This is a genomic window from Rouxiella sp. S1S-2, from assembly GCF_009208105.1.
Lineage (GTDB): Bacteria > Pseudomonadota > Gammaproteobacteria > Enterobacterales > Enterobacteriaceae > Rouxiella.
On record NZ_WFKL01000001.1, the window covers coordinates 4,478,546 to 4,490,976 of the forward strand.

Annotated in this window: 14 protein-coding genes and 1 pseudogene; 4 read left to right on the plus strand and 11 right to left on the minus strand. The window is 52.1% G+C overall.

Going from position 1 to position 12,431, the window contains the following annotated elements; genetic code table 11:
* Positions 1-26 precede the first annotated feature (26 nt).
* The gene (mltF, locus tag GA565_RS20555; protein ID WP_152200475.1) at positions 27-1,493 is read left to right on the plus strand and encodes a membrane-bound lytic murein transglycosylase MltF; all 1,467 of its coding nucleotides are present in this window, start codon (positions 27-29) and stop codon (positions 1,491-1,493) included.
* A 12-nt stretch (positions 1,494-1,505) separates the two neighbouring features.
* Here the strand turns inward: mltF and tadA are convergent, their stop codons facing one another.
* The 4 genes and pseudogenes from tadA to murQ all read right to left on the minus strand — a co-directional run bounded on the left by tadA (position 1,506) and on the right by murQ (position 4,085).
* Positions 1,506-2,063 carry a tRNA adenosine(34) deaminase TadA gene (tadA, locus tag GA565_RS20560; RefSeq protein ID WP_370518073.1) on the minus strand — a complete coding sequence of 186 codons (558 nt, stop codon included), beginning with the start codon at positions 2,061-2,063 and terminating at the stop codon, positions 1,506-1,508.
* Between the two features lie 77 nt (positions 2,064-2,140).
* Positions 2,141-2,779 (minus strand): phosphatidylglycerophosphatase C, encoded by a 639-nt coding sequence (yfhb, locus tag GA565_RS20565; RefSeq protein WP_152200477.1) that lies wholly within the window; start codon positions 2,777-2,779, stop codon positions 2,141-2,143.
* A 4-nt stretch (positions 2,780-2,783) separates the two neighbouring features.
* Positions 2,784-3,112, minus strand: a pseudogene (locus tag GA565_RS20570) (PTS sugar transporter subunit IIC); the annotation flags it as partial.
* Between the two features lie 79 nt (positions 3,113-3,191).
* The gene (gene murQ / locus GA565_RS20575; RefSeq protein WP_152201669.1) at positions 3,192-4,085 is read right to left on the minus strand and encodes an N-acetylmuramic acid 6-phosphate etherase; all 894 of its coding nucleotides are present in this window, start codon (positions 4,083-4,085) and stop codon (positions 3,192-3,194) included.
* A gap of 123 nt (positions 4,086-4,208) precedes the next feature.
* Between murQ and GA565_RS20580 the strand changes: the two genes are divergently transcribed.
* Together GA565_RS20580 and GA565_RS20585 are read left to right on the plus strand one after the other, a co-directional pair.
* Positions 4,209-5,057 carry a MurR/RpiR family transcriptional regulator gene (locus tag GA565_RS20580; protein WP_055776578.1) on the plus strand — a complete coding sequence of 283 codons (849 nt, stop codon included), beginning with the start codon at positions 4,209-4,211 and terminating at the stop codon, positions 5,055-5,057.
* A 113-nt stretch (positions 5,058-5,170) separates the two neighbouring features.
* Complete coding sequence (locus GA565_RS20585; RefSeq protein ID WP_152200479.1) at positions 5,171-5,425, plus strand: YfhL family 4Fe-4S dicluster ferredoxin; 255 nt, start codon at positions 5,171-5,173, stop codon at positions 5,423-5,425.
* Between the two features lie 35 nt (positions 5,426-5,460).
* On the opposite strand, the gene acpS is transcribed toward GA565_RS20585, so the two are convergent.
* The 7 genes from acpS to lepA all read right to left on the minus strand — a co-directional run bounded on the left by acpS (position 5,461) and on the right by lepA (position 12,043).
* Positions 5,461-5,841 carry a holo-ACP synthase gene (gene acpS, locus GA565_RS20590; RefSeq protein ID WP_152200480.1) on the minus strand — a complete coding sequence of 127 codons (381 nt, stop codon included), beginning with the start codon at positions 5,839-5,841 and terminating at the stop codon, positions 5,461-5,463.
* The gene (gene pdxJ, locus GA565_RS20595) at positions 5,841-6,572 is read right to left on the minus strand and encodes a pyridoxine 5'-phosphate synthase (RefSeq protein ID WP_055776567.1); all 732 of its coding nucleotides are present in this window, start codon (positions 6,570-6,572) and stop codon (positions 5,841-5,843) included. The genes acpS and pdxJ overlap by 1 nt, the downstream gene beginning before the upstream one ends.
* Before the next feature lie 98 nt (positions 6,573-6,670).
* Positions 6,671-7,408 carry a DNA repair protein RecO gene (recO, locus tag GA565_RS20600; protein WP_055776564.1) on the minus strand — a complete coding sequence of 246 codons (738 nt, stop codon included), beginning with the start codon at positions 7,406-7,408 and terminating at the stop codon, positions 6,671-6,673.
* A gap of 11 nt (positions 7,409-7,419) precedes the next feature.
* On the minus strand, positions 7,420-8,325 hold the full coding sequence (gene era, locus GA565_RS20605) for a GTPase Era (RefSeq protein ID WP_055776561.1): 906 nt from the start codon (positions 8,323-8,325) through the stop codon (positions 7,420-7,422).
* The gene (gene rnc / locus GA565_RS20610; protein WP_009637006.1) at positions 8,322-9,002 is read right to left on the minus strand and encodes a ribonuclease III; all 681 of its coding nucleotides are present in this window, start codon (positions 9,000-9,002) and stop codon (positions 8,322-8,324) included. Before rnc ends, era begins: the two co-directional genes overlap by 4 nt.
* A 234-nt stretch (positions 9,003-9,236) precedes the next feature.
* Positions 9,237-10,214 (minus strand): signal peptidase I, encoded by a 978-nt coding sequence (gene lepB, locus GA565_RS20615; protein ID WP_152200482.1) that lies wholly within the window; start codon positions 10,212-10,214, stop codon positions 9,237-9,239.
* A 29-nt stretch (positions 10,215-10,243) separates the two neighbouring features.
* The gene (lepA, locus tag GA565_RS20620) at positions 10,244-12,043 is read right to left on the minus strand and encodes a translation elongation factor 4 (RefSeq protein WP_055776555.1); all 1,800 of its coding nucleotides are present in this window, start codon (positions 12,041-12,043) and stop codon (positions 10,244-10,246) included.
* A 160-nt stretch (positions 12,044-12,203) separates the two neighbouring features.
* On the opposite strand from lepA, the gene GA565_RS24980 reads away from it, so the two are divergent.
* Complete coding sequence (locus GA565_RS24980) at positions 12,204-12,404, plus strand: carboxymuconolactone decarboxylase family protein (RefSeq protein ID WP_370518115.1); 201 nt, start codon at positions 12,204-12,206, stop codon at positions 12,402-12,404.
* Positions 12,405-12,431: the final 27 nt, after the last annotated feature.

The following is a 12,431-nucleotide window of genomic DNA, read 5'->3' on the forward strand; positions in this document are numbered from 1 at the left end:
GAATAGCGCCGCAGAGAGATAACTATTTGAAGCGCATAAAAATAACGTATTTAATCGTGGGCCTCATCACCCTGTTGCTGGCGCTGGCCCTGTGGCCTAGCATTCCATGGCAGCGCGGGTCAGGTGACCAGCTCCAAAACATTCTGTCTCGTGGTGAACTGCGCGTCAGTACGCTCGACTCTTCACAGACCTATTTTAACGGCACCGCAGGTGACCGGGGATTTGATTATGAATTAGCCAGCCGCTTTGCCGACTACCTCGGCGTGAAGCTGGTCATGACCTCACATAAAGATATCGACCAACTGTTTGGCGATCTTAAAAGTAATAAGGCCGACATGCTGGCCTCGGGACTTATCTATAACCCTGAGCGTTTAAAGTCATTTCGTACCGGGCCGGAGTACTACACCGTTTCCCAGCAGGTACTTTATCGGCTTGGTACGGCACGCCCAAAATCCTATGACGATATTAAAGGCAACCTGGTCGTTTCTGCCGGTGCGGCCCACATCACGACGCTTGAAGACGCGAAGAAAAAGTTTTCGGACCTCAGTTGGGGTGTCACCCACCGCTACTCCCCTACGGAGCTGATGCAACAGGTTGCTCAGGGTAAGCTCAAATACACGCTCGGTGATTCAGTGACAGTGGCCCTGCTACAGCGCGTTTACCCGCGCCTGGCGGTCGCTTTTGACGCCACCGAGGACGAACCGGTTACCTGGTACTTTACTAAAACAGCCGATGACGACAGCCTCTATGCAGCGATGCTCGATTTTTTTAGCCAAATTTCCGAAGACGGTACTCTTGAGAGGCTGGAAGAGAAGTATTTAGGCCACGTCGGTAATTTTGACTTCGTGGACACCCGCGCCTTTCTTAATGCCATTGATGACAAGCTCACTACGCTGCAACCGCTGTTCGAGAAGTATGCCGACAAAATCGACTGGCGACTGCTGGCGGCCATTTCCTATCAGGAGTCGCATTGGGATCCTAGTGCCACCTCACCGACCGGCGTGCGCGGTATGATGATGCTGACAAGTGCCACCGCTCAGGGGCTGGGCGTGAGTAATCGCCTGGATACCGAAGAGAGCATTCGCGGCGGCGCGCTTTATCTGAACAAAATTATTGCGACCCTGCCGGACACGATTGCCGATGACGATAAAATCTGGTTTGCGCTGGCAGCCTACAATATGGGATATGGCCACATGCTCGACGCCAGGCAGCTGACTACGGCGCAAAAAGGCAATCCTGATAGCTGGGTCGATGTAAAACAGCGTTTGCCCATGCTTAATCAGAAACGCTACTACAGCAAAACAACCTATGGCTATGCGCGTGGCACTCAGGCCTTTAACTACGTTGAGAACATCAGGAAGTATCAAATCAGCCTCGTAGGCTATCTGATGGAGAAAGAGAAGCAAAAGGCGCAGGCTGCTGCGCTAAAAGTGCAGCTTGGCGCGGGATATCCCGCCGTGACGCTGGAGCAGTTAAAAAGCGCGGGCGGTTAACCGTCGCCCTTTTTACTCATCACTTTGACTGTTAGCGGCCTCGCGCTGGGCCTTGCGCAACGCCTTATGCTGGCTGCGGCGCAGTTTGAAGAACTCACTCAACTGCGTGGAACATTCGTCGGCCAATACGCCTGACGTCACCTCAATATGATGATTCATGCCCGGATGACCCAGCACGTCGAGCAGCGATCCTGCCGCGCCGGTTTTCATATCGGCCGCGCCATAAACCAGCCGACGAATGCGGCTGTGCACCATCGCGCCGGCACACATCACGCAAGGCTCAAGGGTGACATACAGCACCGCATCCAGCAGACGATAGTTTTTTACCACCATGCCGCCCTGACGCAGCGCCATAATCTCGGCGTGCGCGGTAGGATCATGATGCCCGATTGAACGATTCCAGCCTTCGCCGATCACCTTATTATCGAGCACCAATACTGCGCCAACCGGCACCTCGCCTACATCCTGCGCTTTTGAAGCCAGCGCCATTGCATGCCGCATCCAGTACCTGTCGCTGTATTGCTCTATCACGTAAACCTCGCCCTGACTAAAACGGCGGCTATCATACACTGCCCGCACCCGCAGACACAGTATAGCTACAGTTTTAGTTAACAAAGACGGGATGAAGTTAAGCCGAAGCCGCGGCATTATTCCAGCTGCTGCAATTCGCCCTGCTTGCTGACGCGAAACCGATGCTCACAGAAAAACAGCAACGGATTATCCTGTTTGCTGTCGCTGTAGCCGCTATAAAGTTTAAGCGGGGAGCCAATACGCTGTTCCAGCTGTGAGACTTTTTCTTCGCCCAGGCAGCGCAATGCCAGCACCCAACCGCCGTTGCGGCGAGCGATACGGCTGCCTACCAGCCTGACGCGCGGTAGAAAAGGGGAAGTATTGTAAACCTGCTGCACCAGATTCTCCGGCGAGCCGGTTATCAGCCACACTTGTGCATCATCATTGTCGAGATAATCACGCAGGCGCATCTGCACCACCGGAAACGCGACCACTTTTGTGCGGAACCAGTTCACAAACTGCAATTCAAGTGCTTTCAGACGTGCTTCACTGTGCCCAAAGGTAATAGACCACAGCAGCAGACTCATTGGCCAGCGCTCGGCGCGGCCGCAGAGCAACATACCAAGCCCAACTACCGGCAGCATCGGCACCACCAACAGCAAATTTTGCGGCATTTTCTTGAGCAGAAAACGCATAAAAGTCCCGAACATATCCTGTTGATGCAGTGTGCCATCGAGATCAAAAAAAACCACACGGCGATCCGTCTTCGCGCTCAATGCGTTACTCCTCGGGATCGTTGAACCCCATAATCCAGGTAAAAATAAAGCCGGCCACCATGGTTATCAGTACGCCAGTCAGATAAAGCATTACTTTACCGGAGATAATGGTCAACGCCAAAGGAAGACCTGAAATCCCGAAAGTAATCACCGTCGCCACCAGCAGGACTGCAATCACGCCACCGCGCCCCGGCTACCAAAGAGCGTAATTTGCACCAGCTGAGGGCTGGAAAGAATACCGGCCATCACCCCGCCCATCGCCTGAGAACCCCCAAAGACTCGAGCGGCATTGACGCCTACCAAGATATTCATGATGGCGAATACTGCACCGCCAATACCTGAGTTTTATCCGCTGCCATGACAACCCCTCGAAAATGATGACTCTGTATGAGTCAGTAAATAAAGCTAAAAACTACTCCGCCAGCGCAGCACGCAGAAAACCGTTGTGCCGAGCAAGGCGTTCGATGGCCTCTTCGGCGCTGACCTGTGCCAGAATGATCAAAATAGCCGGCTTCACCTCAAAGCCGGTTTGCTGCAGAGCGGCTTCGGCATCCTGGCGTTCGGCTCCCGTGGCCTCAACGACGATCCGGCAGGCGCGATCCACTAGCTTGACGTTAGTGGCTTTCACATCAACCATCAGGTTCTGATAGACCTTACCGATTTTGACCATCGCACCCGTGGAGATCATATTCAGCACCAATTTTTGTGCAGTACCCGATTTAAGGCGGGTTGAACCCGTCAGCGCCTCAGGTCCAACAACGGGCGAGATGGCAACCTGTGCCTCGTGAGCGATGGGGGAATCCGGGTTACAAGAAATAGCAACCGTGGCACAGCCTAGATGACGTGCATAGCGCAGTGCGCCAATCACGTACGGAGTACGGCCAGACGCGGCAAGTCCCACCACGGTATCATCGGCGGTAAGGTTAAGGTTTTTTAAATCCTCAACACCGAGTTCAGCATTGTCTTCAGCCCCTTCTACCGCCTTGAGCAGAGCACCCGGTCCACCGGCAATCAGCCCAATGACCATGCCATGCTGCACGCCAAAGGTCGGCGGACATTCCGATGCATCGAGTACGCCGAGGCGTCCGCTGGTGCCCGCGCCCAGATAAATTAAACGTCCACCGGCGAGAAAAGAGGCCGCCGCCCGCTCTACGGCTTCGGCAATTTGCGGCAATACGGCTTGAATGGCCAACGGCACTTTGCGGTCTTCATTATTGAAGCAAGTGACCATTTCCAAAGTGGACATTTCGTCCAGCCTTGAGGTCGCCGGATTGCGGGTTTCAGATACCAATGCGCCTAAGTTCATCATGACCTCTAGAATATTTAATTCGAAATTTAACTAATATATTTGAATAGTTTATTCAGCAAAGCGAGTTTTTTTTGTTAGTTTAAAGACATCAGGACAAAACTCACGACAGGACTCAGCATCATGAGCAGTATGATACGCATCCGTCAGATGTATCCGCAATTGGCAGAGAATGACCGAAAACTGGCCGACTTCTTATTGGCCCAGCCCGATAAAGCGCGTCACTTAAGCTCGCAAAAATTGGCCGAGTTGGCGGGGGTAAGCCAATCGGGTGTAGTCAAGTTTGCGCAAAAATTGGGATATAAGGGTTTTCCTGCCCTGAAGTTGGCGATGAGTGAAGCGCTTTCAGCACCACTGGCGGACCCGGCCATTACAGTACATAACCAGATACTGAGCACCGACAGCATGCTTATTGTCGGCGAAAAACTGCTGGCGGAGAAACAGGCAGCGCTGCGCGCCACGCTCGACGTTAACAGCGAGCAGCGACTCCAGCAGGCGCTGTTTATGCTGTCCAGTGCGCGTAAAATTGTGCTCACTGGCCTAGGCGCTTCTGGGCTGGTGGCAAAGGACTTTGCCTATAAGCTGCTAAAAATCGGCATTACCGCGATTGTTGAGTCAGACACCCACGTGCTGCTGGCAACGGTTCAGGCGTTATCGGAACAGGATTTGCTGCTGGCTATCTCTTTTAGCGGTGAACGGCGCGAGATAAATCTGGCGGCAGAAGTGGCGCGCAAGGCGGGAGCAAAAACGCTGGCGCTGACCAGTTTCTCTCCCAATACCTTACAGCAGCAGGCCGATCACTGCCTGTATACGCTGGCCGAGCTGCCCGTGACGCGCGGTGCCGCCATCTCGGCCAGCACCGCCCAGTACTCACTGACCGACATTCTTTTTATGGCGCTGATTCAGCAAGATACCGAACATGCTCCTGGCAGAATAAAGCACAGCGAAAATCTGGTGAACAAGCTGAGTTGATCCCGATCAGCTTTAGGGCTGATATCCCGTTAAAGCACCCGTTTTTCCGGAAGATAGCCGCAGTAAATTTGGTATAATTTGCGCCCCTGAAAACGCCCGGTCAATGAGAAATTATGGCGCTGTTAATTACCCCAAAATGCATCAATTGCGATATGTGCGAGCCAGAGTGCCCGAATCAGGCGATAGCGATGGGGGAAGTGTTTTACGAAATTGACAGCGGGCGCTGTACGGAATGCGTGGGGCATTATGATGCCCCAACCTGCCAAAAAGTATGCCCGATCGACAATACGATTATCATCGACCCGCTACGCCAGGAAACTAACGAACAGCTGTGGGACAAATTTGTAGCGCTGCACCATTCTGCTTAACTGTGAGCAGCACAACGATACAGAACCGGAGTGACTCAGTTCTCAATAATCACCGTGGCACAGGCGTAATGGCGCTCGTCTGCCAGCGTGACGTGTACCGATTTCACGCCAAACTCGGCGGCCATTTCTGCTGCGCGGTCGTGAAAAATCAGGCTCGGTTTTCCCAGTGCATCATTGACCACTTCAAACTGCTCAAACGCCAGTCCGTTGCGTATCCCCGTTCCTAACGCTTTTGCCGCCGCCTCTTTTACAGCAAAACGCTTGGCAAGAAAACGCACTGGCTGCTGATGTTTAAGATACAGCTGCCATTCGTTGGCGCTCAAGATACGCTTGGCCAGTCGGTCGCCACTGCGTTCAACCACCGCTTCAATGCGGACGATTTCGACAATATCGGTGCCCAGCCCAAGAATAGCCATTATCGACGCGCTTCACGCATCAGCGCTTTCATTTCACTGACCGCACCGGCCAATCCATCAAAGACTGCCTGACCAATAATGGAATGGCCAATGTTCAGCTCGTGCATTTCCGGCAGTGCGGCAATCGGTTGAACGTTTTTATACGTCAGTCCGTGTCCGGCATTGACCTTTAATCCTTTCGACGCTGCATAGGTTGCCGCATGCTTGATGCGCTGAAACTCGGCTTCGCGATGAATGCCTTCAGGGGCTTCAGCATAGGCACCGGTGTGGATTTCGATGTAGGGCGCACCCACGGCAACCGCGGCGTCAATCTGGCGAACGTCTGGGTCGATAAACAGCGACACCAGGATCCCAGCTTCGGACAGGCGCTCTACGGCCACGGTCATTTTGTCTTTTTGACCGGCAACGTCAAGCCCGCCCTCTGTGGTCACTTCTTCACGTTTTTCAGGCACCAGGCAGCAAAAATGCGGTTTGATATCGCAGGCAATGCCGACCATTTCGTCGGTCACCGCCATTTCGAGATTCATGCGCGTCTGAATAGTTTCACGCAAAATTCGCACATCGCGATCGGTGATGTGGCGGCGGTCTTCGCGCAGGTGCACGGTGATGCCGTCGGCGCCGGCCTGTTCGGAAACGAAAGCGGCCTGAACGGGATCCGGATACGCGGTACCGCGTGCGTTTCTCAAGGTAGCGATGTGGTCAATATTGACGCCCAACAGTAATTCAGCCATGAAACACTCCTAAATTTGAGGTACCCAACAGGGTTCGAGACGCAGCAGGACTTAGCATATAGGCGGCAGTTTACACGCTATCGCGCGCACAGACAAAATCAGTCGGCAGGATTTTCTGCAGAAGGGGAAGGTTTTTTTAATACAAACTGACGGAACAGCTCTCTGCTTTTCAATGGTTTACCGCCAAGGTAGGGCTTCAGCGCCATGCGAGTAAAACGTTTGGCCGCGCGCAACGTGTTGATGTCGGGAAATTCTCGGCTGGCCAGCGCTTTAAGGTCACGCCCGGTAAAACTGGCGTTATCCACCACCAGGCTGGCAATAAAGCCTTTCTCTTCACGATAGCGGTAGGTCATGGTTTCGCTGACCTCCTCACCGCTGCCCGCACAGTGCAAAAAGTCTACGCCATAGCCAAGATTATGCAGCAATGCCAATTCAAACTGGCGCAGCGCCTGCTCGGGCGAAGTGCTGGCCGCGGCCAAATTTTGCAAACAGTGGAGATAATCGAAAAACAGCGAAGAGTAATTGGTTTCTTGCTCAAGGACGCGGGAGACCAGTTCGTTAACGTAAAGGCCGCTGTAAAGAATAGAGCCTGAGAGGGGAAGCGCCAGCGAGACGGCTTCAGCATTGCGCAGAGTTTTCACTTCACCGCGCCCCGTCCAGCGGACCAGCAGCGGAGTAAAGGGCTGCAGGCAGCCCTTTAGATTCGACCGACGGCCACGCGCACCTTTTGCCAGTATGCGTACCCGTCCTTGCCCTTCAGTGAACAAATCCAGCAATAAACTGGTTTCACTGTAAGGTCGCCCATGCAAGACAAATGCTCGTTGCCAGCCTTCCATAGGCGCAGACCTTATAAGTCGTCCACGTAACCCAGGCTGCGCAGCGCACGTTCATCGTCTGCCCAACCGGATTTGACCTTAACCCACAGCTCAAGGTGAACCTTCGCTTCAAACATGTTTTCCATGTCGTGACGAGCCTCAATGCCGATAGTCTTGATCTTGGAGCCTTTATTGCCGATAACCATTTTCTTCTGGCCTTCACGCTCAACCAGAATCAAACCGTTAATGTCATAGCCACCGCGTTCATTGGTCACAAAGCGCTCAATTTCGACGGTAACAGAATAAGGCAGTTCTTCACCCAGGAAGCGCATCAGTTTCTCACGAATGATCTCTGACGCCATAAAGCGCTGAGAACGATCGGTGATGTAGTCTTCTGGGAAATGGTGAATCGCTTCCGGCAGTTGCTTACGCACCAGGGCTGCGATGGTGTCAACGTTGGTGCCCTTTTCCGCAGAAATTGGCACGATATCGGCGAAGTTCATCTGCTCGCTCAAGAATTGCAAATGCGGCAATAGCTTGGCTTTGTCAGTGACGTTGTCGATTTTGTTGATAGCCAGTATCACCGGGCTTTTCAGGTCACGTAGCTTATTAACGACCATTTCATCGTCAGGCGTCCAGTGGGTGCCTTCAACCACGAAGATAACCAGCTCAACGTCGCCGATAGAACTGCTTGCTGCACGGTTCATCAGACGGTTAATAGCGCGTTTCTCTTCAATGTGAAGCCCCGGGGTATCAACGTAGATAGCCTGGTATGGACCTTCGGTATGGATACCCATAATCCGGTGACGCGTGGTCTGCGGTTTGCGAGAAGTGATGGAGATTTTTTGCCCCAACAACTCATTCAGCAAGGTTGATTTGCCGACGTTAGGACGGCCAACGATTGCTACAAAACCACAGTAATTCTTTTCTTCGCTCATTCAAGCTCCAGCTGTATCAGCGCTTGTTCCGCTGCCGCCTGCTCGGCTTTACGGCGGCTTGATCCGGTTCCTACAACCGGCTGACTCAAGCCACTGACCTGGCAGTGGATGGTAAACTCCTGATCGTGCGCTTCACCGCGAACCTGCACAACCAGATAAGAAGGCAACGGCAGATGACGACCTTGCAAAAACTCTTGTAAACGGGTTTTCGGGTCTTTCTGCTTATCACCGGGACTGATTTCATCGAGACGACTACGGTACCATTCGAGAATCAGCCTTTCGACGTTCTGAATATCGCTATCCAAGAACACGCCGCCAATGAGTGCCTCCACCGTATCCGCGAGAATAGACTCACGGCGGAAACCACCACTTTTCAATTCGCCTGGGCCTAATCGCAAACACTCGCCAAGGTCGAATTCACGCGCCATTTCAGCCAACGTATTTCCGCGCACTAACGTTGCACGCATCCGGCTCATATCGCCCTCGTCTACACGAGGAAAACGATGATACAGCGCATTTGCAATAACAAAGCTGAGGATTGAGTCTCCAAGAAACTCTAAACGCTCATTGTGCTTGCTGCTGGCGCTGCGGTGAGTCAGTGCCTGCAATAAAAGCTCCTGCTGTTGAAAAGTGTAGCCCAGCTTTCGCTGAAGCCTGTTTATTACGATGGGATTCATGAGTTACCAATAGATCAAGAATGCGTCAAAAACTTCAGCATACGGAACAGGCCTGATTCACCAATAGTCGATCCAAAGCTGTTTCGTTTGCAGTGGCTCCCTCTTTTTTACTATTTATGATAGAGAAGAAGATAAGGGTCGCCAACTTTTATCGCTCGAAGAGATATTCTACAACGAGTGGAAATTTAATGCTGCGTTAATATGCCCGTCGTTTAAGTGACGGGCACAACATTATTATTGAATTCCACCAATACGGCTTAAACGTATACCCGTTGGCCATTCGCCTTCTTGCTTCTTAAAGCTCATCCAAATACCTGACGCTCTGCCCACCAGATCTTTCTCTGGCACAAAGCCCCAATAACGGCTGTCGGCGCTGTTATCGCGGTTGTCACCCATCATGAAATAATGACCGGCGGGAACAACCCAAGTACCCAGAGGTTGACCTGGTTGCTGATAATAGCCGCCTAACTGGTCGCGAGCACCGGGAACAATAAGAATATTATGAGTCACGTCACCCAGTGTTTCTTTACGACCCAGTAAACGAACGCCGTCTTGTGGAACGGGTGCGGAGGGAGCCGTTTCAAAGAAACCGCTGGTTGCCTCACTGCCAGAAGCCTGACCAAAGGTTTGTACAAAAGCGCTGGCTTCATTGGCGCTGTAGGTAATAGGCAAGGCTTTATCACAGACCTGGCCATTATTACACGCCGGTTGAACCGTCACTTCTTTGCTCACGGGGTCGTAGCTTACGCGGTCACCCGGTAAACCTACCAAACGCTTAATATAATCCAGCTGCGGATTAAGCGGATATTTAAATACCACAACATCACCGCGCTTTGGCTCACCGGTCGGGATAAGCTTGGTCTGGGTAATCGGGTCTTTAAGACCGTAAGCGTATTTTTCGACCACAATGAAATCACCAATAAGCAATGTTGGCATCATTGAACCTGATGGAATCTGGAAAGGTTCGTAAATAAAAGAACGAACAACAAATACCACCAGCAGCACCGGAAATACGGAAGCACAAGTTTCGACCCAGCCCGGCTGTTTTGCAGCCTTGTTGAGGATTTTCTCGTCAACCGCACCTGCCGTTTCGGCTTTCAAACGTGCGATTTTCTCCCGACGTGCAGGAGCCAGTTTAAAACGATCCAAACACCAGATTATCCCAGACACCAGCGTTGCAATAGCCAGTATCAGGGCAAACATGTTAGCCATTCCTACTCCTTGACCTATTTCTCAAAGACTTACTTGCTGTCTTTACCTACGTGCAGAATCGCAAGGAACGCTTCCTGTGGTAACTCAACGTTACCCACTTGCTTCATGCGCTTCTTACCATCTTTCTGTTTCTGTAAGAGTTTCTTCTTACGGCTAACGTCGCCGCCGTAGCACTTGGCCAACACGTTTTTACGCAGCTGTTTCACGGTCGCACGGGCAATAATGTGGTTGCCGATAGCCGCCTGAATGGCGATATCAAATTGCTGACGCGGGATCAGCTCTTTCATTTTTTCGACCAGATCGCGACCACGATAATGCGAGTTGTCGCGGTGGGTTATTAGTGCCAGGGCATCAACGCGCTCACCGTTGATTAAAACATCAACACGTACCATGTCAGAAGTCTGGAATCGTTTGAAATTGTAATCAAGAGACGCATAGCCGCGTGAGGTAGATTTCAGGCGGTCGAAGAAATCCAGCACCACTTCTGCCATCGGGATTTCATAGGTCAGCGCAACCTGGTTACCGTGGTAAACCATGTTGGTCTGCATGCCGCGCTTCTCGATACACAGGGTGATCACGCTGCCCAGATACTCCTGCGGCATCAGCATGTGACACTCGGCGATGGGCTCGCGCAGCTCTTCGATATTATTCAGCGCTGGCAGCTTGGACGGGCTGTCAACGTACACAGTTTCGCCAGCGGTGGTAACAACTTCATACACAACCGTGGGTGCCGTGGTGATGAGTTCGAGGTCATATTCGCGCTCAAGACGTTCCTGAATGATTTCCATGTGCAGTAAGCCCAGGAAACCACAGCGAAAGCCGAAGCCCAGCGCGGTCGAACTTTCTGGCTCATAGAACAGTGACGCGTCGTTGAGGCTCAGTTTACCCAGCGCATCACGGAAGTTTTCATAGTCGTCAGAGCTGATGGGGAACAGGCCGGCGTAAACCTGGGGTTTAACCTTTTTGAAGCCCGGCAGCGCTTTCTCAGCAGGCTGGCGAGCCAGAGTCAGCGTATCGCCGACCGGTGCGCCAAGAATGTCTTTAATAGCACAAACTAACCAGCCTACTTCACCGCAGTGCAGCACGTCTTTGTCGACACGCTTAGGGGTAAAGATGCCCAGACGGTCGGCGTTGTACGTCTGCCCGGTGCTCATGACTTTAATCTTGTCACCTTTGCGCATGGTGCCGTTTTTAATACGCACCAGTGACACAACGCCGAGGTAGTTATCAAACCAGGAATCGATGATAAGCGCCTGCAAAGGAGCTTCAGGGTCGCCTTCAGGCGCCGGGATATCACGCACCAGACGCTCAAGAATGTCAGGAACACCCACGCCGGTTTTGGCAGAACAGCGCACGGCGTCGGTTGCATCGATGCCGACGATATCTTCAATTTCCTGCGCCACGCGGTCAGGATCGGCAGCCGGCAGGTCAATTTTGTTCAGAACCGGCACAACCTCAAGATCCATCTCCATCGCGGTATAGCAGTTGGCCAGCGTCTGGGCCTCTACACCCTGTCCGGCATCAACCACCAGAAGAGCACCCTCACAGGCCGCCAGAGAGCGAGAAACTTCATAGGAGAAATCAACGTGACCCGGGGTGTCGATAAAGTTGAGGTGATAGGTTTCACCGTTGAGCGCTTTGTAATCCAGCGTAACGCTCTGTGCCTTGATGGTAATGCCGCGCTCACGTTCGAGATCCATGGAGTCAAGGACCTGAGCAGCCATTTCACGATCAGACAACCCACCGCAGATTTGGATAATACGGTCAGAAAGTGTCGACTTGCCATGGTCAATGTGGGCAATAATGGAGAAGTTTCTTATGTTCTTCATTTATAAATGATTTTCTCTGATTAATAGCGCTTAAAGCTTTTTCATGGACACAGCATTGGACTAAACGCCCAATCTGCCCACGCAAATATGGGCGCATCTTACACTGTATGCGGGTTACACGAAAGGATGCGATAGCGTTACCACGATTCTGGCGAAGTGAATCGCGGCGGTAAAAATCGATGAGGCTTCGTGTAGAAGGATACTTTCGAAGCTAGGTGCAAGCCGCGAGCAGATTATTGAGGCGATTTTACAGCTTTTGTTCTACGCCGGTGCTGCCGCTGTGCGTAATGCGTTGATGAATATTCGCGATATTATCGGCGAAATAATGACGCAGATAAATAATATCAATCTGAATTATTGAGTTAGCGAATTCACTTTTCGTGCTTTA